The sequence below is a fragment of the Sporosarcina contaminans genome (assembly GCF_042679045.1).
Taxonomy (GTDB): domain Bacteria; phylum Bacillota; class Bacilli; order Bacillales_A; family Planococcaceae; genus Sporosarcina; species Sporosarcina contaminans.
Genome location: NZ_JBHTLT010000020.1, coordinates 37,350 through 57,537, shown reverse-complemented (window position 1 = coordinate 57,537; position 20,188 = coordinate 37,350). Strand labels below are relative to the sequence as shown.

General features: G+C 39.3%; 22 protein-coding genes and 1 pseudogene. 13 read left to right on the top strand and 10 right to left on the bottom strand.

The window, feature by feature from the left end:
- Positions 1-125 precede the first annotated feature (125 nt).
- From ACFQ38_RS04330 to ACFQ38_RS04315, 4 genes are all read left to right on the top strand, one after another.
- A complete protein-coding gene (locus ACFQ38_RS04330) occupies positions 126-1,772 on the top strand; it encodes an FAD-binding dehydrogenase (RefSeq protein ID WP_381479871.1) in 1,647 nt (548 codons plus the stop codon).
- A gap of 527 nt (positions 1,773-2,299) precedes the next feature.
- Positions 2,300-3,154, top strand: a complete 855-nt coding sequence (locus tag ACFQ38_RS04325) for a YitT family protein (RefSeq protein WP_381479869.1) — start codon at positions 2,300-2,302, stop codon at positions 3,152-3,154.
- A 273-nt stretch (positions 3,155-3,427) separates the two neighbouring features.
- On the top strand, positions 3,428-4,759 hold the full coding sequence (locus ACFQ38_RS04320) for a trypsin-like peptidase domain-containing protein (RefSeq protein WP_381479867.1): 1,332 nt from the start codon (positions 3,428-3,430) through the stop codon (positions 4,757-4,759).
- Positions 4,760-4,899: 140 nt separating this feature from the next.
- Positions 4,900-6,360, top strand: a complete 1,461-nt coding sequence (locus ACFQ38_RS04315) for an alanine/glycine:cation symporter family protein (protein WP_336823253.1) — start codon at positions 4,900-4,902, stop codon at positions 6,358-6,360.
- 75 nt (positions 6,361-6,435) lie between these two features.
- Here the strand turns inward: ACFQ38_RS04315 and ACFQ38_RS04310 are convergent, their stop codons facing one another.
- On the bottom strand, positions 6,436-7,416 hold the full coding sequence (locus ACFQ38_RS04310; protein ID WP_381479865.1) for an LCP family protein: 981 nt from the start codon (positions 7,414-7,416) through the stop codon (positions 6,436-6,438).
- A 263-nt stretch (positions 7,417-7,679) separates the two neighbouring features.
- Here ACFQ38_RS04310 and ACFQ38_RS04305 point away from each other — a divergent pair, with 263 nt between their 5' ends.
- Positions 7,680-8,012 (top strand): hypothetical protein, encoded by a 333-nt coding sequence (locus ACFQ38_RS04305; protein WP_381479863.1) that lies wholly within the window; start codon positions 7,680-7,682, stop codon positions 8,010-8,012.
- 34 nt (positions 8,013-8,046) lie between these two features.
- Here the strand turns inward: ACFQ38_RS04305 and ACFQ38_RS04300 are convergent, their stop codons facing one another.
- The 4 genes from ACFQ38_RS04300 to ACFQ38_RS04285 form a co-directional block, all read right to left on the bottom strand.
- Positions 8,047-8,559: a GNAT family N-acetyltransferase gene (locus tag ACFQ38_RS04300; protein WP_381479862.1), complete on the bottom strand. Its 513-nt coding sequence runs from the start codon at positions 8,557-8,559 to the stop codon at positions 8,047-8,049.
- A gap of 105 nt (positions 8,560-8,664) precedes the next feature.
- Entirely contained in the window at positions 8,665-8,955 is a 291-nt protein-coding gene (locus tag ACFQ38_RS04295) for a YxcD family protein (RefSeq protein WP_381479861.1), read from the bottom strand.
- The gene (locus ACFQ38_RS04290) at positions 8,940-9,386 is read right to left on the bottom strand and encodes a hypothetical protein (protein ID WP_336823258.1); all 447 of its coding nucleotides are present in this window, start codon (positions 9,384-9,386) and stop codon (positions 8,940-8,942) included. The genes ACFQ38_RS04295 and ACFQ38_RS04290 overlap by 16 nt, the downstream gene beginning before the upstream one ends.
- A 254-nt stretch (positions 9,387-9,640) precedes the next feature.
- Positions 9,641-10,441: a S1C family serine protease gene (locus tag ACFQ38_RS04285; RefSeq protein WP_336823264.1), complete on the bottom strand. Its 801-nt coding sequence runs from the start codon at positions 10,439-10,441 to the stop codon at positions 9,641-9,643.
- 132 nt (positions 10,442-10,573) lie between these two features.
- Between ACFQ38_RS04285 and ACFQ38_RS04280 the strand changes: the two genes are divergently transcribed.
- Entirely contained in the window at positions 10,574-10,876 is a 303-nt protein-coding gene (locus ACFQ38_RS04280; RefSeq protein ID WP_336823259.1) for a YunC family protein, read from the top strand.
- Positions 10,877-10,930: 54 nt separating this feature from the next.
- On the opposite strand, the gene ACFQ38_RS04275 is transcribed toward ACFQ38_RS04280, so the two are convergent.
- The 3 genes from ACFQ38_RS04275 to ACFQ38_RS04265 form a co-directional block, all read right to left on the bottom strand.
- A complete protein-coding gene (locus ACFQ38_RS04275; protein ID WP_336823260.1) occupies positions 10,931-11,113 on the bottom strand; it encodes a hypothetical protein in 183 nt (60 codons plus the stop codon).
- Between the two features lie 1,160 nt (positions 11,114-12,273).
- Positions 12,274-13,578 carry a Y-family DNA polymerase gene (locus tag ACFQ38_RS04270; RefSeq protein ID WP_381479860.1) on the bottom strand — a complete coding sequence of 435 codons (1,305 nt, stop codon included), beginning with the start codon at positions 13,576-13,578 and terminating at the stop codon, positions 12,274-12,276.
- A 16-nt stretch (positions 13,579-13,594) separates the two neighbouring features.
- Complete coding sequence (locus ACFQ38_RS04265) at positions 13,595-13,933, bottom strand: YolD-like family protein (protein ID WP_336823910.1); 339 nt, start codon at positions 13,931-13,933, stop codon at positions 13,595-13,597.
- A 446-nt stretch (positions 13,934-14,379) separates the two neighbouring features.
- Here ACFQ38_RS04265 and ACFQ38_RS04260 point away from each other — a divergent pair, with 446 nt between their 5' ends.
- Positions 14,380-14,562, top strand: coding sequence for a helix-turn-helix domain-containing protein (locus tag ACFQ38_RS04260; RefSeq protein ID WP_336823911.1), 183 nt, complete (start codon positions 14,380-14,382; stop codon positions 14,560-14,562).
- Positions 14,563-14,616: 54 nt separating this feature from the next.
- Complete coding sequence (locus tag ACFQ38_RS04255) at positions 14,617-14,949, top strand: cupin domain-containing protein (protein ID WP_381479859.1); 333 nt, start codon at positions 14,617-14,619, stop codon at positions 14,947-14,949.
- Positions 14,950-14,964: 15 nt separating this feature from the next.
- Here ACFQ38_RS04255 and ACFQ38_RS04250 read toward each other — a convergent pair whose 3' ends face one another.
- Entirely contained in the window at positions 14,965-15,192 is a 228-nt protein-coding gene (locus tag ACFQ38_RS04250; RefSeq protein WP_336823913.1) for a hypothetical protein, read from the bottom strand.
- Between the two features lie 403 nt (positions 15,193-15,595).
- Between ACFQ38_RS04250 and ACFQ38_RS04245 the strand changes: the two genes are divergently transcribed.
- From ACFQ38_RS04245 to ACFQ38_RS04235, 3 genes and pseudogenes are all read left to right on the top strand, one after another.
- Positions 15,596-16,045, top strand: a complete 450-nt coding sequence (locus ACFQ38_RS04245) for a hypothetical protein (protein WP_381479858.1) — start codon at positions 15,596-15,598, stop codon at positions 16,043-16,045.
- Positions 16,046-16,138: 93 nt separating this feature from the next.
- Positions 16,139-16,492, top strand: coding sequence for a hypothetical protein (locus ACFQ38_RS04240; protein ID WP_336823915.1), 354 nt, complete (start codon positions 16,139-16,141; stop codon positions 16,490-16,492).
- Between the two features lie 338 nt (positions 16,493-16,830).
- A pseudogene (locus ACFQ38_RS04235) lies at positions 16,831-17,755 on the top strand (DinB/UmuC family translesion DNA polymerase); the annotation flags it as partial.
- A gap of 22 nt (positions 17,756-17,777) precedes the next feature.
- On the opposite strand, the gene ACFQ38_RS04230 reads toward ACFQ38_RS04235, so the two are convergent.
- A complete protein-coding gene (locus ACFQ38_RS04230; RefSeq protein ID WP_381479857.1) occupies positions 17,778-17,954 on the bottom strand; it encodes a hypothetical protein in 177 nt (58 codons plus the stop codon).
- A gap of 59 nt (positions 17,955-18,013) precedes the next feature.
- Between ACFQ38_RS04230 and ACFQ38_RS04225 the strand changes: the two genes are divergently transcribed.
- Positions 18,014-18,349 carry a YolD-like family protein gene (locus ACFQ38_RS04225; RefSeq protein ID WP_336823917.1) on the top strand — a complete coding sequence of 112 codons (336 nt, stop codon included), beginning with the start codon at positions 18,014-18,016 and terminating at the stop codon, positions 18,347-18,349.
- Between the two features lie 80 nt (positions 18,350-18,429).
- Positions 18,430-20,184 carry an ABC transporter ATP-binding protein gene (locus tag ACFQ38_RS04220; protein ID WP_381479856.1) on the top strand — a complete coding sequence of 585 codons (1,755 nt, stop codon included), beginning with the start codon at positions 18,430-18,432 and terminating at the stop codon, positions 20,182-20,184.
- Positions 20,185-20,188 lie beyond the last annotated feature (4 nt).

The window sequence follows — 20,188 nt, the reverse complement described above, 5'->3', positions numbered from 1 at the left end:
CGTTTTAACATATATTGAAAATAAGAATACATGGTCGGTAAATGACACACTGAAATAAAGGCCTTATTAGGAGAAATAGCGAAATATAAATAGCATGTAAATCTTATATAAGGGATGGGATGACTATGGAATACGATGTAATTGTAGTTGGTGCTGGTTTAGCAGGGTTGGTTACGGTTTCTGAAGTGATTCAATCAAAGAAAAAGGTGCTTTTATTGGACCAAGAGCCTGAAACTTCACTGGGCGGGCAGGCATGGTGGTCGTTTGGAGGATTATTTTTAGTAGATTCTCCCGAACAGCGAAGGTTAGATATAAAAGATTCAAAAGAATTAGCTTGGCAAGATTGGTTAGGGAGTGCGGGATTCGATCGGTTGGATGATGAAGATTATTGGGCTAAAAAATGGGCAGAGGCGTATGTGAATTTTGCCGCGGAAGAAAAGAGAAATTGGCTTTATTCGTTAGGTATCCGTTTTTTTCCTGTCGTTGGCTGGGCGGAGCGAGGGGGATATTTATCTGAAGGCCACGGCAATTCAGTGCCTCGTTTCCATATTACATGGGGCACAGGACCAGGGCTTGTAAAGCCTTTTGAAAAAATGGTTCGGGCAGGAATGGAAAATGGGCTTGTGGACTATAAGCCAAGGCATAGGGTTGATGAATTAATAAGCCATAACGGGACCGTTATCGGCGTGCAAGGAAAGATATTGGAAAAAGATGATATTGAAAGAGGCGAGAAAAGCTCAAGGACAGTTATCGGTGACTTTACATACAAAGCGACAGCGGTTGTAGTAACGAGCGGAGGAATTGGAGCGAATTTTGATCTTGTAAGAGAAAATTGGCCAACGCGATTAGGCATTCCCCCAAAAAGGATGATTTCTGGCGTGCCTGCTCATGTCGACGGCCGCATGCTTTCGATAACGGAAAAGGCAGGCGGTCGGATTGTCAATAAAGACCGAATGTGGCATTACACAGAAGGAATCCAAAATTGGAATCCAATTTGGCCCTTGCATGGCATCCGTATTTTGCCGGGACCTTCATCCATTTGGCTTGACGCAGAAGGGAATCGTTTTCCTGCGCCGAATTTCCCCGGATTTGATACTTTAGGAACGTTACAGGCGATTCAAGAGACAAATTATGATTATTCGTGGTTTATCCTTACAGAAAAGATGATTGAAAAAGAATTCGCGTTATCCGGTTCAGAACAAAATCCAGATTTGACAGGAAAAAGCATTAAAAAAGTGCTCTCAAGGATTCTACCTGGACCGCCTGCACCAGTGAAGGCATTTATGGATCGGGGCAAGGATTTTGTAGTAGCTAATACGCTGCCTGAATTAGTGGAAGGGATGAACCACATTACGGGAAAAGATTTGATTAAATTGGAAAAGATTGAGCGTCAACTGCTTGCAAGAGATCGTGAAATGGATAATACATTTACGAAAGACTTGCAAATTACAGCAATGCGCGGTGCCCGCAATTATTTAGGGGATAAATTGATTCGAGTTGCAAAGCCTCATAAAATATTAGATCCTAAAAATGGCCCTTTAATAGCTGTGCGACTCAATATATTGACGCGCAAGACATTAGGCGGTTTGCAAACAGATTTGAATGGCCGAGTTCTAAATGAGTCCGGTACTCCAGTGCCCGGCCTGTATGCGGCAGGAGAAGTAACCGGGTTCGGAGGAGGCGGTATGCATGGCTACCGCGCTTTGGAAGGAACTTTTTTAGGTGGCTGTTTGTTTGGCGGTAAAATTGTTGGGCAAAGTTTGGCGAAATGAATAAGCTACAGCAAATCGAAATCCATGACTTTTCTTATTGTTTACAATAGAGGAAAACGGGGCCTGAACATGACAACTTATTAAGGATAGATGGTTATTCAGTCTTTCAGAGAAATGGAATGGCCGCCTATCATTTATCCTTTCGTCTCGTTCGTCCATTCGATTGGTCATAATCGAATTGTCTGGATTTGCTTGTTGAATTATTAAGATGTTTACCGATTGTAGGATTAAAATTTTACCTAATGTTCAGACTGATGAATATGGAAGCATGATAGGGTTTTATATAAAGAATTCTAACTGTTTTATTTCACTAATGTTTTCATAAAATAAAAATGTGCTTGCGAATTTACAGTAATATGATAAGTCGTCTCCTACTTCGAGTGAGATTACTAATACTTTCTATATTTATACAATTCGGTATCGATCATTGTCGATGCCTTTTTTGTGCTTAGGAGTATCTTTGTATGGAAAGAATAGTTATAATCGAATTCTATCTATAAATTGAAGTTCATAAACAGGAGGTCAACATGTTTTTCATCGAAGCAAAAAGAATCGCTGTCGTTATTATTGGTGCTTTATTGATGGCGATTTCATTGAACTTTTTCTTAATTAATGCAAATGTTTATGCGAACGGATTCTCGGGTGCTGCGCAACTTGTTTCAAGCGTACTTGCCGATCATTTCGACATAGCATTGAGTACAGGTATTTTATTGTTTATTTTCAATGTTCCTGTATTTATTTTAGGCTGGTTTAAGGTAGGGAGAGGCTTTACGATATATAGCATTATTTCAGTCGTTTTTACAACGATCTTTTTAGAATTGCTACCCGTTCTTTCTCTGTCGAACGATATTATCTTAAATGCAGTTTTTGGAGGCGTCATTGCCGGAGTCGGCATCGGCATTTCTCTCAAATTGGGAGCTTCCACTGGTGGAATGGACATTATTGCTATGGTGCTGTCACGTATGCAAGACAAACCGATCGGTGTGTATTTCTTAATTTTGAACGGTGTTATTATCGTGCTCGCCGGCGTTTTATATGAACCTGAAAATGCGCTATATACGATGATTGCGTTATACGTAACAACATCTGTCATTGACATGCTCCATACTCGCCATGAAAAAGTAACAGCAATGATCATTACACACGAAGCCGAAGCTTTACAGAAGGCGATCCATCAAAAAATGGTGCGAGGCATTACGATTTTGCCAGCGAAGGGCGCCTATACGAATGATGATAAAAGCATGCTGTATGTAGTCATTACTCGGTACGAATTATATGATTTAGAACATATCATTAAGGAAACAGATCCAAAAGCATTTACAAATGTCGTTCAAACGGTAGGGATTTTTGGCTTCTTTAGGCGAGATGAAGGGGTAGTTTAAAACGAACCGCTCATTCAGATAAATGCGTTTTCTCATATTGTCATGCCGTGTACGTGTAACTAAAATGCTCTTACTTTTAGGGCGATGTATCTATTCATATTTACGTTATTACTTAGTGTCTTAAACCGTAATAGAAAAGACCTATGAAGGGATAATCCAAACAAATCATCCTTAAGTATTCGAAGGCAACGAAGCGGCAACATATAGTATACTAACTATAGTATATAGAAAATCATGGAACGAAAGATGGGAATCTTGAGGTGAGGTGATGGAATGATTTGCCGCAAATGTGGTCAACAGAATGAGGAAGGTAAATTTTGCAGCAATTGTGGCGCTCAATTGAAAGCTGAGCATAAAAATAGTCGGCGGAAATGGATATGGATTGCTTCCGGCGCTTCTGTAGCAGCTTTTGTAGCGTTTTGCATAGGTGTTTACAGCCTGATTTCATTTGTATTATCGCCGGCTGATAGCGAGCAAGCAATGATAGAAAATGAAGTTTCTCATAATGATGATTCATTCAATACAGTAGAAACAGCAGCTCAGTTAGATAATAATGAATTGAAACAATCAAAGGATAAAACACTTGTCATCAAAGAAGCGATGCCGAAGGTCTTTACTATATATACAGAAGACAGTATGGGGTCTGGATTTCTATATCGGGAAGGCGGTTATATCATTACGAACGCCCATGTCGTTGCGGGCTATTCGAATGTTATCGTCCGAAATTCCAAAGGGGAAGATTCTCTTGGCAAACTAATTGGCATTTCCGATGAATTTGATATTGCTCTCATTCAGGCAGAAGATTATCGCAGCGAGCAACCGTTACCGATTGACTTGGAAGAGTCCGACATCGGTTTGGAAGTCATCGCATTAGGAAGCCCACAAGGGTTTGAAAACTCTGCTTCAATTGGTTATTTAACAGGAATAGGTCGAGATATTGATTTTGGCTTTACTTATAAAAACCTTTATCAAGTCGATGCGCAAATCGATCAAGGCAGCAGTGGCGGTCCACTATTGGATGCGAAAACAGGAAAAGTAATCGGCATTAATTCACTACTTTATACAAACCAGAACAACTTTGCATTTTCAATTCCTGCTTATAGTATGATTGATATTGTCGACTCTTGGGTCGAAAAACCGATGACCGATCGGGAAATTAGCAAGCTGTTTGATCTTTACGAATCTTTTATAGATGATAATGCTGCGAATACGTATTTCGATGATGAAGTTTATAACTATTATTTCGATGAATCTTCTTTAGAAGCGTTCATTCTCGATTTTAGGAGATATTATGAAATGGCGCTCTATTACGAGGATTTCTATTGGATTGAAGATATGGTGCTGATCGATAGCGACCTTTATGATGAATTATATGACCATATTGATGAGGTTAACGGAAAAGATATCATCATCAGTTTTGAATCTAGTGAAGTGACTGATGTGAAAATTGACGAGAAAGAAGAATATGCGATAGTAACGACGTACGAGACGGTGAAAGTGATTGAAGGTAAGAAAAAGTCAACAATGCATGAGGAACAAAAAGAATATAATGTGATTATTGATGAAGAAGGCTATTACCAAATTACCGATATTACAACGAAATAATATAAATCCGTCTTGCAAAAAATGCAAGGCGGTTTTTTATTGCTGTACATCAAAGATTATGATTATTCTCTTCTTATTCGGGAAATGTATAACCAAAATTGTTCTATCATATTGTAAATGAAAAGAATGGGGGGATAAGTTTGCAAGCTTTTGTGGATGGCTTAAATAATGTGCTTTGGAGTACACCGGTCATTTATTTTTTATTAGGAGTAGGCTTGCTATTCACAGTCTTAACAAGGGGGTTACAAGTTCGCCATATTAAGGAAATGGTGCGTCTCATGTTTAAAGGGAAAGGGTCGGATGCAGGAATTTCTTCATTTCAAGCGCTTTCCATTGCATTATCTGGACGAGTCGGCACAGGAAACATTGCAGGGGTCGCTACTGCTATCTACTATGGGGGGCCTGGAGCCGTCTTTTGGATGTGGGCGATTGCCTTCATCGGTGCTGCCAGTGCCTATGTGGAATCGACTTTGGCGCAAATTTACAAAGTGAATCAAGATGGTCAATACCGTGGAGGCCCTGCTTATTTCATCGAGAAGGGGATAGGCTGGAAGTGGTTTGGCATGTTGTTTGCCATCGCAGCTCTGATCGCTATGGCTGTTTTAATGCCTGGGGTCCAATCTTATTCAATTGCAGAAGGTATGCATAACGCATTTAATATTCCGAATTGGATTACCGGTCTTGTCATCATTTTGTTATTAGGGTTTATCATTTTAGGTGGTGTTAAAAGGATTGCCCATACTGCTCAAATTTTAGTTCCATTTATGGCATTGGGGTATATTCTATTTTCAGTTGTCATTATATTAATGAACATTACGGAATTGCCAGGGGTTATTAGCCTGATTTTCAAGAGTGCCTTTGCGCTTGACTCGGCATTTGGAGGGATTGTCGGTATGGCAATTTCGTGGGGTGTGAAGCGAGGCATTTTCTCGAATGAAGCGGGACAAGGCACGGGAGCGCATGCAGCTGCTGCAGCAGAAGTATCTCATCCTGTCAAACAAGGGTTGGTTCAATCATTTTCCGTTTATATTGACACGCTTTTCGTCTGTTCCGCAACAGCGTTCATGATTCTTTTTACAGGAATGTATAATACGGAAGATAATGGAGGAGGCTTCATCGTTCAAAACATTCCGACTGTAGAGCAAGGGCCAGGTTATACGCAAGCGGCAGTAGATAGCATTTTACCTGGTTTTGGTGCTGGTTTCGTTGCGATTGCTCTTTTCTTCTTCGCTTTTACAACAATTATGGCCTATTACTATATCGCTGAAACGAATATCGCTTACTTATTCCGAAATCGAAAGTCGGATACGGCTATGCTCATTTTGAAATTGATCATTCTTGTGACGACATTCTGGGGTACAATCCGAACAGTCGATATTGCTTGGGCTTTAGGAGACGTAGGCTTAGGTATTATGGTTTGGTTGAACGTCATCGCTATTTTAATGTTGGCTAAACCTGCATTGATTGCACTAAAAGATTATGAACAGCAGAAAAAGGCAGGGCTTGATCCGGTTTTTGAACCTAAGAAATTGGGAATTAAAAATGCCGATTTTTGGGAAAATGAATATCCTAAACTCGCAAAGCAGAAAAATAAAAAATAACATCTGCCTCGTAAAAATAAAAAGATCCTTTCTCGCATTTTCATGGGAAAGGATCTTTTACTCTAATGCAGTCTATTATTCAACGTTTTCTTTATCATTTTTATCTGCTAAATCTGTTGAATCATCCAAAAACTGTTCAATCGCTTTAATATTTGTTTCAAAATCGATATCCAACACCCGTCCTACATTCGTATCGGGATCGTCATATGAATTGTCAATCGGAATACGTAATGTAGCTATTTTTTGCGACTTATTATCTAATATTCCTTTGGCGATCGATAGCATTGTCATTTTGTCTAAATTCGTGTCAATATAGCCATCCGCGGCGCCTAACAGTTTCGGTAAACTCATAAGACTATGCAAGCTGACCGCTTCTTCTTTTAGCTTAGTGAGGACTTCTTGTTGCCGCTCAACTCGGCCAAAGTCGTTTTTGTAATCATATCTGAAACGGACATAACCTAATAGTTGATCGCCATGCAAAGTTTGCACGCCTGGCTGTAAAGTCATTCCGATTCCATGCGACATCGGATAAGGGATGTCCACTTCAATTCCGTTAGGGGCGATAATATCGACTATCTTAGGGAACCCTTTAAAATCGACCATTGCGTAATAATGGACATCTAAGCCGAAGTTTTCTTTAATTGTCTGACGAACAAGTTCTGGGCCTCCTATTGAAAACGCAGCGTTTATTTTTTGTTTTCCGTGGTTAGGAATGTCTACATAAGTGTCCCGCATAATCGAAATAAGCTTTGCTTCTTTTTTGTCTTGGTTGTAATGTGCGATCATAAGTGAATCGGAACGGCCATCTTCGTCTTTACGGGCATCAGTTCCTAATAAGAGTACATTTATTTCACCATATTGCGGTTCAGGCCCGTCGAATATGTCATTTTCATCCTTGTCTTTCTTATTAAATGAACTATCCTCTGCTAAGGACTGTCCTTGCTTATATTGATCTACCCAATAATATACACCTAACCCAATACAAATAAGCAAAAGGGCTAAGGCAATCTTTATAGCCTTTCGACCTCTTTTCTTCTTTTTATCTGTCCTTCTCATAGAAACCACCTTTATAATAAGTAGATTTTTCAGTTGCTTTATTGTTATTGTTCGCTTGCAAGATCATAGCATTAAAAGAGATAGGCAAGCAAGCCTCAACCTATATAGACGTTTCATTGCAAGAAAAGTTTTCGACCAAAATATGGTATTGAAGCTTTAACCTATATAAATTCTGCGATCTTTGCAAAATAAACATTTTTTATATACTACTTTTTGTTTGCGCTATGGAATAAAAGGAAAGAAAAAAGATAGGGGTGATGAATTTGAAACGAGCGACAAACTTACAGGAGCTTCAAGATTTCGCACATAAACACTTTGTAAAAGGGGAAACCGGCCATCTTTTCGTCAATCAATCGAATCAATATCCCGAAGAGCCGATCTTCTCAGATGAAGATGTCTCTGGTAGACAGGCTTTGCAGCTTTTAAAAATCGTTATTCAGGCGGGTAGTCATGCAATCTATTATGAATATCCTTTTTTTGAAGGAACAGAACTTGAAGAGATAAATGTTCAGCTAAAAGGGGTGTATGACCAATTCCCTAAAAAAGTGATTAGCAAAGAAGAAATGGAAGCAATTATTCAAAGTGAGCAAAGATAGTAGCACCGGCAACAACGAAATTGCCGGTGTCCCTTTATTTACGAGAAACGATCAATTCATAATACGGTTCTTCCTGTTCGGTATCAGTGAACCATTTCGTGCCCATTTCCGTAAATCCGATATTTTTAAGGATTTTACGGGAGGCTTGATTTTGTGGATCGGCTGATGCGGTAATAAGATGTGTTCCGCTATGATTTTTAGCAATCTCCAAGCAAGCTGCCGCAGCCTCGGTCGCATATCCTTTCCCCCAAGACGTTCTGTTGAAATGATAAATTAATTCTATTGTATCCATATGCTCTGTTAGATTGAATCCGGCAGCTCCAATTATTTTTCCGCTCGTTTTTTCTTGTACAGCATAGACAGATAGACCATTCTCATGGTGACAATTTGCATAAGCTTCTATAATAAGTGGCAGCTTTTCGTGTGGAATAGCGCCGTTGCATAATCCCATTACATCATCATTTCCCCATACTTCGGACATTGCACTTAGGCAGCGGCTATTAAAAACACATAAATGGAGACGTTCTGTTGAATAGACAATTTCCATTCAATCCCTCTTTTCACTAAAATTCTTCGTTCAATTTTACATTCCATCATTTGTATGAATCGAATAAAAAAACCGTCCAGCTTTCTCATTGCCGGACGATTTTTCTTAATGGACCGAGGCAATAATGCCTTCTTCCCGGTCTAATAGCAACTTTATGCCTGCCGCGTAAGGATCTTGCCCTAAAACTTCTTCTATCCAAAGCCGAATTGCTTGGATCATGTTAAATGAATTCAAAATCTGCTTTTGGCCGTTGCAGAACGCTTCTGCTGAAAATCCATCATCGTCATCGTAAAATAGTTCGACTTCGACTTGCTCGGGCTCTAATTGATGTTTGCGAGCTTGATCTATGCAAATCGCATTGACTATGTCCTGTTCAGATATTACGAATTCTGCCATGGGTTCATATCCTGCTTGTCTTTTTTATCTTTTAGCATTGTAAAGATCTTGCGTATGATGCTGATGATGAGCAAGATGGCCAAAACATTAATGGCGAATCCTAAAATCGAGCCTAACATACCCATGTTGGCGAAGAGGCTACCAAATAGAAGACCTGCAATCCCGCCGACAAATAAGCCTTTCATTAGACCGCCAGAGAAGAAACCACCTTTTGAGGAATTTGTGTTAGAAGATTTATTAACGGGTGTTTGTTCTTCTTTTTTCTTTTCCATTTTTTGTTTATTGAAGTTATTGTTGTGATTTGTATTAAAGCTTTTCTTGCCTGATTTGTAGCCTTTTGCTTCAACAGTAACATGATCGTCAAGCACAATGCTTCCAACTGGTGACATGATCACTGTAATTGCAATTAATGCCGATAGTACCTTTTTCAAATCATTTCCCTCCATCATTTGGAACAAATTGTCTATTTATTTATATGTTCCTATTGAACAGTATAAATTATTTAAGGCTAAAATAAAAATGGTTTGCCTCCGAAGAAAAATACGGAACCGATCCAGCCCCGCATTTTTTAAATAGCTTCATTTCTTTTTCTTACAATCTCTTTCGGCCACTACCTTGATGACATTAGTATCTCCTCGATGTGCTATTGCATGATCAGCTAAAACAATATCAGACTTTGCTAGCTCTATTGATATGAAAAATAAAGATCAATCGGTACGAACAAGCCTACTTTTCCATATGTTTCGTCGTCTAAAGTGGCAAAAATAACACCGATCACTTCGCCATTATTATTTAATACTGGGCTTCCGCTATTTCCTCTATAAACGGGTGCTTTAATCATGATCACTTCGTCCGTCCAATCTTTTAATTGAGTCGGCGCGATAATCGTTCCTTCATTGGCAATGCCTTTAAAACTCAACGGATTGCCGATAAAAGTAATGGATTCATCCTTCGCAAGCTCGGCATTCCTTGACAGAGGCAAATAAGGAAGATTTTCACCGTCAATTTTTAGTACAGCAAGGTCTATAGCCGGATACGTATTGACCAGTGATGCCGTGAAACGGCCAGCTTCAGGGAAGACAACCGTGATGGATTCGTTATCTTCGATGACGTGCCGATTCGTTAGAATAAAACCATCGTCGGAAATGGCAAATCCGGTTCCTTTGCCATCTTCTGTTACAACGACGACGACGGCTTCCTTATAGGCAGCAATATCTGGCTGCTTTGACAAAGCGGTGGATGTACGTAAAAAATCGATCGCGGGAATCGAATATATTTGGAGGAGACCTGCAAATGTGCTGCTTGCCAATACGACTGCTATAAGATAAATGATCCAGCGATACGGGTGTTTTTTAACCTCCGTTTCGGGCTGTTTCTGCAAAGCTTCCCGCTGCGCCTCTAACACGAGCTCATTCCATTCCTCTTCCGTCAAATTTTCATCGGATTCAACATCGGGATCTTTATTTTTTTCTTTCTGATTTTGCATCAACAGAACATCACTTCCTCCTTTTCCTGTCCTTCTGTTGTTCATTATACCGAAGTTGGCTATTGAATTGGCGCCAAGCGTTCCCATTCTGATGCTTTTGCATATGTATAGAATGGAAAGGGGGAGAGTGATTTGATTACATTGTCACCAATTATAATTGAAGGACATCCGTTTACGGCCGTTTCTGTAAGTTTGCCGAAGACTACTTTATTAACAGTATCAAATGAAAAAGGATATATCATGTGTGGTGCTTTAGATGTGGGGTTATTGAATGATGTGTTGGCCGATCGTAAAATTATTGCAGGTCGGGCGGTCGGCGTCAAAACGATTGACCAATTGTTGAAAGCGCCTTTGGAGTCCGTCACGTACGAAGCGGAGCAGTGCGGAATTCAAGTGGGGATGACCGGGGAAGAAGCGCTTTTAAAAATGGTGTAAGGCAATATTTGTAAAAGAACCCGTGTCGCTTTTCTGCGACACGGGTTCTTTTTGTTATTTACGGTTGTTTCTGTTACGGTTCGTATTGTCGTTGCGGTTATTGTCTCTATTCGGGATGTCCTCGAAGAAATCATCCGCAAACTCGATGTTATTCGGGTTCTGGTCTTTATTGCGTTCGTTGTTGCGCTCGTTGTTGTCCCGATTGCGTTGATTTTCCCTGTTTTGACGTTCTGTCACGTTCAACACTCCTTCGTTTTATCGTTAAATGAAATATAATTTCACTTACATGATGTATGATGTCCGATTCCGAAAAATATATAACCTTTTTTCATGTAATTGACTGGACGCCATTCTCCTAATTTCCAATATAAAACATTGTATATGAGCAGAAGTTCCGCATATACTATAAGGAAACGTATGTTCTTTTTAGGAGGAGGCCAATGTTAATAATGTCTTTTACGATTCAAATATCAACTACGAGATGCTTCCCGAACGTTATCGCTCGTCGGTCGAGAAAAGAGATACGATAAAAAATAAGTAAGATAAAGTCATAATATGCCTAATTTGTTTAAGTTTGTCTTCAAACAGTCGGGCACGATTGTTGAATAAGCTTCACTTTTCTTCTTCAACTCCCATGAAAATTAAAAAATGATCAATATCTACAAAATTGCATAACAAAAGAGACTCAGAAAAAGTTTTTTTAACAAAATGCTGAGCCTTCAGAATGAATATATTAAGTAAAAAGTTAAATTAGGAACCAACTCAATTCTTCTTAGAATAAAGGCAGGCTGGTGCAATAACCAGAGTAAGACTAATATCTCATGAGTGCTAGTCGTATAGAGTGCGACAGTCTGTGCTGCACCGTGGTCGTTGGAGTCAGACTAACAGATGGGCTCAATAGCACCATAGTTGATCGACCTTCTTCGCCAGCCATCTATACCCGTTCTGAAACAATTTTCATCCTCTGTGGTGCAGCGTTTTTTGCTGCATGGATGGCTAACGGGTGCTTAGTTGAAAATCGTTAAGCTGCTAATATGGCACTATTTTTTCATCTACAAAAGGGGCAGTGGAGTTGTATTGTAGGCACTTATCTATTGAGGTGAGTGCTTTTCGTTTGCCTTAAAATAATAAGGCTGTGATGATGTGAAGTACAGAAATGGGATGAACTTCAGAATAGTGGAACCAACATTCAAACGTTGGATGGAAGGAGTATAACAAAGTGATTTAGGAAGCAATAGCTTTATAGATGCCGCAGGAACATGGGGATAATAAACAATAATTATTTAGGCAAGCTTCAAACAATACCCATTTGAGTTGAAGTGCATTGTTTAACGCTTGCCTATGTAAATGGCTGTTTACTGTATCATGAAAAATTTATCAATAGCGAATACAACGTATTATGAATGCTCATTAGCTTGATGTCCTCCCACTAATCTTGATCTTTCCACAGTAGTACCGGCAGAGGTGAGAGAGCATGCGCGTACAAGAGAAGCAGAACCATGCTTTTCTCGAATTGCATCCATGACAAAACCTAGTTTTTTCTTACGGAAGCCATTAGGATCAAATAGTGACATTTGAAATGTGTCTGTATCTTTAGAAAGATTTGTTAGACGAACGCTTATATACCTGATTGGGTAGTTTTCAATAAAACGTTGATAAATTGTTAAAGCTATATTATACATCTTCAAGGTTTCATTGAACGGCTCCTGAACAGTCATTGAGCGATTGAACCCATCAACGGCTACATCACGGCTATAGTTTACAGTGATAGATACCGTTTTGCCTACAAACTTGTGTAATCGAACTTGTCGCATGGTTTCTTCGCAAAGTTCTAAAAGAATTGTCTTAGCTTCCACAATGGTATAGTCCCTTAAAAGCGTTTGACCGCGACCATATCCCTTTGTTTTGGAGAGTTTGCCCATATTAGAGCCAACAGAGTTGTAAGGAATGAATAATCCATTAAAGACGCTAGTATCTATACCCCAAGAATGTAAAAACCACTCACGACCTATGATGCCAAAACGTTTCTCCAATTTTCCGACAGGGTAATGAGCTATTTCATATAAGCTTTTAATTCCCAGTCTGGCCAGGTTTTCTTTTGTTCGATTCCCAATGCCCCACACATCAGCCAGATTCTCGATCGTCCATAGTTTATTCGGTACATCGGAATATCGAATTTCCGCTATACCAGAGGGTTCTTTCTTCGCATATATATCTAAGGCCACTTTAGCTAAAAAAGGATTGTCGCCCAGGCCCCAGGCCGAGGGAAGACCGAAGCTATTGAAAATGGCTTGTTTTATGTCAGTTATAGCTTCGTAAGGGGTGTATAAAGAGGAGCAACTAGTGAGGTCGATAAATTGTTCGTCAATTGAATAAACAAATATATCATCAATTGGCACATACTGATTAAGCAGTCGTGTAATATTCACCGACACATCGATATATAATTGCATATTTGGGGAAACTACATATTTACGAAATTCTTCAGGGATATCATACAGACGACTCCCTGTTTTGATACCCATTTCCTTAAACTTCTTGGTGGCAGCAAGGATGACAGAACCGTTACGTTGTGTATTACCGGCAACGGCTAAATAATCGGTTAAGGGATTTAAATTTCTTCTGACACACTCAATTGAAGCATAAAAACTCTTCATATCAACGATAGCAATGTCTCGAGCGGGAAATTGTGAGTAGTCCATATTAATTTCCTCCCAACTATTCCTTAGTGATTTTTATGATTTTGTGGAAAGCTATAAAGTGGTTTATGTTGTGAAAATCCCTTATACGATATTGTTTACCAATCATATCGATAAAACTGATATATCCTTTAAGTTTTATGAGCTCGCCATCTTCAAAAAATATAAAGTGAAGTGGAGTATTATATTCCATTGCATCTCGTACAAGGACATCAAGTTCAGATAATTGTTGTTCATCTAAAATGGGCTTTTGAACTTTATATACCTCTTGGTAAAAATCCTTTAACTTTTTTATATGCTCAGGCAATAGCATTGCACTTTGCCATTTTATAATCCCTCTATCACGAATAGGATGCATAAAAACCACCTTTCTTGTTCCTTTATGATATGCGAACTTCTGTTCTATAGTCAAGGAGTATTAAATATGTAAAGTATGGAAATCACCATCCTATTTTTTTGCAATGGCTTGGGAATTTTGGGGAGGAATCCGAAAAGAAATTTAGACCATGGCTGATCCAACACCACTTATAAAGCAGGAATCACCAGAGGGTTTTGAAAAAGTATTTATGAAAAAGAATTTAATAATCATAAGCCGTTAAATCAGAGGCATTTGTTAGGAATTTCGAATTCGTAACAGGTAGCCCTACAGTAAAAATCGTTTCGAAAGGCATATTTTAATAGATACAACTATCGGTTTTGCATATTATAATATATAATTTGGTTTGTTCATTATTATTTTATCCACTATAATACGTAAAACACTGATAATTATTTTACCTATGACAATGCAAAGGGTGGTTTTAAATGAATTTAGAAACTGATGATCCAAAACAAATTGTTTTACAAGTTGGGGCTGTACTAAAAAAACTACGTAAAGAAAAGCGTTTAAGTCTCGAAGATTTATCGGAATTATCGGGTGTAAGTAAGCTAACGTTAGGAAATATAGAACGCGGAGAAACAAATCCAACAGTAGCGATGTTATGGTAAATCTCAAAAAGCTTATCCATACCACTCATGGCATTCTTCTCAACTGAAAGTAATGTGAATCTGTCGCGGGCCGGTGAAGGGTTAAGAATTGTTGGAGACGAAAATAACTGGGCAATTGAGCCGATTTTTCAAAATACAAATAATGATACGGAAATGTACCGTGCTTATTTACAGCCTAATAGCACCTACCATCCGGAAAAGCATCATCATAATACAACTGAAATTGCAACTGTCATGTCTGGCACAATTACCATTAATGTTAATGGTGAGGCATATATTTTGAGTCAATATGATACAATCAGCTTCTCTACCGACGGTACGCATTCATATGCCAATCATACCAACGATGTTGTTGTTCTTCATATCATATTGAAATACGGAATCTAATGTTTTTCCCATAGCTTATCCTGATACAAAGAATGCCCCAATTGAGGATAGACAAACCCCATAAAGCATACCGAATCCAAAGCTGTGAACCAAATCCAATGTTTTTTCCAAGTTGCCGGTTAGGGCATACTTTTTGATGATAAATTTTTCTAAGGTGTCGGCTTCATATGATTCAACTAAATCAACATATTGCTGCAGTCGGTCAATTTCTTCTCTAGCTCTATCAACTGTCATATATCTCATATTTAACACCCCCTCGTTATTATATTGAGCCCTTGTAACTACCTATTTAATTATACTGAATCAACAAAAAACTACAAATACTTCTTGAGTCTATTCCTATATAACAAAACTTTAGCTACAAATATTGGAGGAGCGGTTTTTCTATAAAAAAAGAACGAAGAGTGAATGTGTTTTTTGGGTTTATCTTTCATGATAATAATTATTGAAAAATTACTTTTATTTAAGGAATTATCCCAACTTAGAATGCTAATGCATCAAGTTTTCAAGATATTGTTTAGTTAAAACACTTGGTAACTGGACTATTTACCCAATGAATTTTCTCAATATGCCTTTTCGTGGAATATATTTACAATTCAAATTCCATGTCGTATGGTGTATATATTACAGAAAAGGAGTGATTAGAATGAGAAAAACATTTGTAACAATTCTTAGTCTATTAATGCTGCTAGTTATGTCGCCTTCCGTTTTGGCAAACGAAATTCAATCTCAAACCGTGAATACCAATGAGAATTTGAATGTTTTAATACCAGACGAAGATTTTGAAGCAATGAATGCTAAGTTAATCGAAACTATACAGCTAGAATGGGGTGGAATCAAAGGAAAAGCGGCTTTTGTTAAGACCACAAATACAGGTATAAGCATATATTCAAACAGAGGTGGACTTAACAATGCTTTAAAGGACATAAACAGCATTAGCGGAGGAACAACTATTAGAACAACGAATAGTAAGGGAGAAGTAATATATTTAAAAACAACTCCCGCTGGTACCTTTAATATACATCGTAGTACTGACGACCTTTTAAGACCATGGACTTTAGAGTTTGGAAAAGACAAAATAAGGTACTATGATTAATAATAAAGTTGGGAGTTGAATTTCATAGATAAGAGGGTTTTACATGCATGGGATCTATGCCCAGGTACTATTGATGGTATGGATTTCTATGATATGAATTTACAAAAAGGATTGACATTAAGATTTTCTAATTTATCAGGAAAAATATATGAAGTTATTTATGATCAATATATAAATGGTTCATATATATGGTCTATGCGTTTGGTCGCAGAACGAGATAGACAAGACTTACTAGATCTTGTAAGGGAGGCACAAAATAAACACCAGACAGACAATTATACTAGTTTTTACAAAATGGAGAGTTCTGATTTCCTTGAATGGTATGATGGCATAGCGATGCTGGGAAGCGAACATGTCCCCAATGTTGAACATCACGTCTATATAACATCTGAATATGTGATTGAAGTATTAAGTGAGTATGAACCGAAAGTGAATATCATTGGGTAATCGGATTGAACGCTGCGGAACCCTTTATCTTTAATGGTTATCGCCTGCTGGCAAAAGGCTATGGAATGAAAAAATTCCATAGCCTTTTATAATTTGCAATTTTATTCTCGGTTATCGACAGTTACGCTATCTTAACGCTCTTCCGTTATAAATGTCGGTAGAATTGTCCGTGTGTTCGATGTCCCTAAGATCGGCTATAGGTTATATATTTTCCATGAGTTCTAAAATACTTTTTCTTTCAGTAGTGTTCTCTGGAGCACAACAACTGCCCAATCGAGTTCAAAAATCCGAAAAACGCTCTTTAGAATACAAATAATATACAACTACTTGACAACAGAATTGATGAAAGCTTTGTCGATCTGGGCGGTACTGAGCAATTATGGGGACCTGCCGAGGAAACGGCAAGAAGAATGCAGGAAGAGCTTTTTAAACAGTTTCAGTTGAGATCGGCATGCGGCATGGGGCCGAATATGCTAATGGCGAAGTTGGCGCTTGATCTTGAAGCGAAAAAAAGCGGCTTTGCTCGGTGGACATATGAAGATGTGCCGAAAAAATTGTGGCCAGTTGCCCCGTTAAGCCGTATGTGGGGAATCGGCAGCAAAGTGGAACGCAGGCTTAATAATATGGGCATTTTTTCAGTCGGTGACTTAGCTTCATGCGTCACTTGAGCAGTTAGAGAAAAAATTTGGCATTATGGGCAATCAATTATATTACCATGCGCATGGCATTGATTTGTCTGATGTCGGCATCCCTCCGATTGTCGAAGGGCAAGTAAGCTATGGTAAAGGACAAATTCTTTATAGAGATTACACCAAACCGGAAGATGTTTTCGCTGTCCTGCTTGAAATGTGTGAAGACGTTGCCATGAGAGCAAGAGAGGCAGGCAAAGCAGGAAGGACGGTCCATTTGTCCATCGGCTATTCGAAGCATTCGTTGGGAGGAGGCTTTGGACGTTCACGCTCCCTGCATGCAGCAACAAATGACACGATGGTTATTTTTCGATTATGCAAGGAGCTGTTCAATGAATTCCATGACGGACGTCCGGTGCGGCGTATTGCGATTAGCTTATCCAATTTGGAAAATGAATATGCTATGCAGCTCAGCCTATTTGAAGAAGACAAATGGAGAAAGCGCCAATTGGGAGAGGCGATGGATGGCTTACGCAGAAAATACGGCACTGCCGCTGTTTTGCGAGCAGTATCCTATACGGATGCAGGAACTGCCGTCCATCGTTCTAAATTGATTGGCGGGCATTATAAATAATTTGTTCTCATGAATGAAGAGCTTATTTCCGTTCGCACAATTCGCTTTTTAATTCGGCGATTTCAGCCTCCACCTCTTCTACCTTTTTCATAAGCATTGAAGAATCAATCGTGCTCCGGACGATGAAGCGGAGGATGAAAGCGCCGATGATAAGCGCGAATAGGATGGTTAGGATGAAGACGGTTGTGTCGATCGGCATATAAACACCTCGTTTTCTATATCATTCTACAAATTAAAATTAGAAAGGAAGTCGATCATATGATTCGCGATCGCGGGCGGATAAAATGGACGGCGATGATGCTGCCAGAACATGTGCAGCAACTGCGGCAGCTGCAGCAGGAGCAGGAAAATGAAGTGAATAAGGCAGAGCCGGATGAGCAGCAGTTAGAAGAATGGAATTATGAAATAGCTACAGCGATAGAGCGGCATTTGTCGGTGATTGTACATTACTGGATAGGAAACGATACGGTGGAGGCAAAGGGATTTATTCGAAAAATCGATCAAGTGGAGAATATTCTTTTTATCAGTGAAACGGAAGGTGAAGTTCATCGCATCCCATTTACTGAATTGAAAAGTATTTCAGTTTCCGAATGATTTAAGAATCGTACCTTTTCTATTGTTCAGACTTTTGGTAGACTATTCAAGGACAGAGAAAAAGATAGGGGGGAAGTTATGTGAAAGTTTTACTACAGCTCGGCTGGTTTTTCAAACAAAGGAAGAAACAATATGGACTAGGCATTGCAGCGCTTGTATTCGTTTCCTTATTGCAATTGCTTCCTCCGAAAATTATTGGGCTAATTGTCGACCATATTACTGATGGAACGCTTACAGCCGCGACACTTACGAAATGGTTAGCCATTTTGATAGCCGCGGGTATTTTGATGTATGTGTCCCGTTACTATTGGCGTGTCATGATTTTTGGGTCGGCAGTCCTCTTATCAAGGACGATGCGTGAAAAGCTATTCAATCATTTCACGAGGATGTCACCGTCATTTTATCAAAAAAGACGTGTCGGCGATTTGATGGCACATGCTACAAATGACATCAACGCTGTGCAACAAACGGCAGGAATGGGGATTTTGACACTTGTTGACTCCATTTCAACTGGCGGCTTTGTCATTTTGACGATGGCGCTCACAATTAATTGGAAGCTAACGCTCATTGCACTCATTCCATTCCCGTTTATGATTTTCTTGACAAGTTATTATGGAAGATTGCTACGCCGACGTTTCCGCTTTGCACAAGAGGCATTCTCTAATTTGAACGACAAGACACAAGAAAGTATTTCAGGCATTAAAGTGATTAAAACATTTGGACAGCAAAAAGAAGATATTGACGATTTTACGGATCTTTCAACGGATGTCGTAGCAAAAAATATGCGGGTCGCAAAAGTGGATGCTTTATTTGATCCGACAATATCCGGAATTTTCGCAATTTCCTATATTTTATCATTCTATTTTGGAACAAAGTTTATTATCGCTGAACAGATGACGATTGGGGATATGGTAGCATTTAGTACATATTTAGGATTGCTCACTTGGCCAATGTTAGCTTTCGGATTCCTGTTCAATATCGTAGAGCGCGGAAATGCTTCTTATAGCCGTATTACGGAATTGTTATCGATCGATCCGGAAATACAAGACGTTCCGGGAGCAATTGCCGGGCGCCCGGAAGGCGATTTATATTTTGATGTTGAGGAGTTCTATTTCCCTGATGACGAAACGCCAGCATTGCGCAATGTACATTTCGAGCTGAAAAGAGGCGAAACCCTCGGCATTGTAGGGAAGACCGGTTCAGGAAAGACAGCGATATTAAAGCTGCTATTACGTGAGTTCGAAGGATATAAAGGCAGCATTGTATATGGAGGACATCCAATTAACCAATACAAGCAGCAAAGCTTGCGCCAATCAATCGGTTATGTACCGCAAGATCATTTCCTTTTCTCGACGACAATTGCAGAAAACATTGCGTTTACCAATCCAAAACTCGATCGTGAAGAGATTTATGAGGCAGCAAGACTAGCCCATATCCATGACGATATTGTCGGCTTCGCGGAAGGGTATGAAACGATTGTCGGAGAACGAGGCGTTTCTTTATCAGGCGGCCAAAAACAACGCGTTTCCATAGCGCGAGCGTTAATTATGGAGCCTGAATTGCTCATCTTGGACGACTCCCTATCGGCAGTGGATGCCAAGACGGAAGAAGCGATCCTCGAATCATTAAAGCAAACTCGCACAGGAGAAACGACAATTATAACATCGCATCGTTTAAGTGCAATCCAGCATGCGCATAAAATTATCGTCATGCATGAGGGTACGATTGTAGAAGCGGGTACACATGAAGAATTGATCGCCTTAAATGGACGATATAAAGAAATGTATGACTTGCAGCAATTGGAAGTACTTGTCGAGCAAGGGGGTGAAGAATGATGCA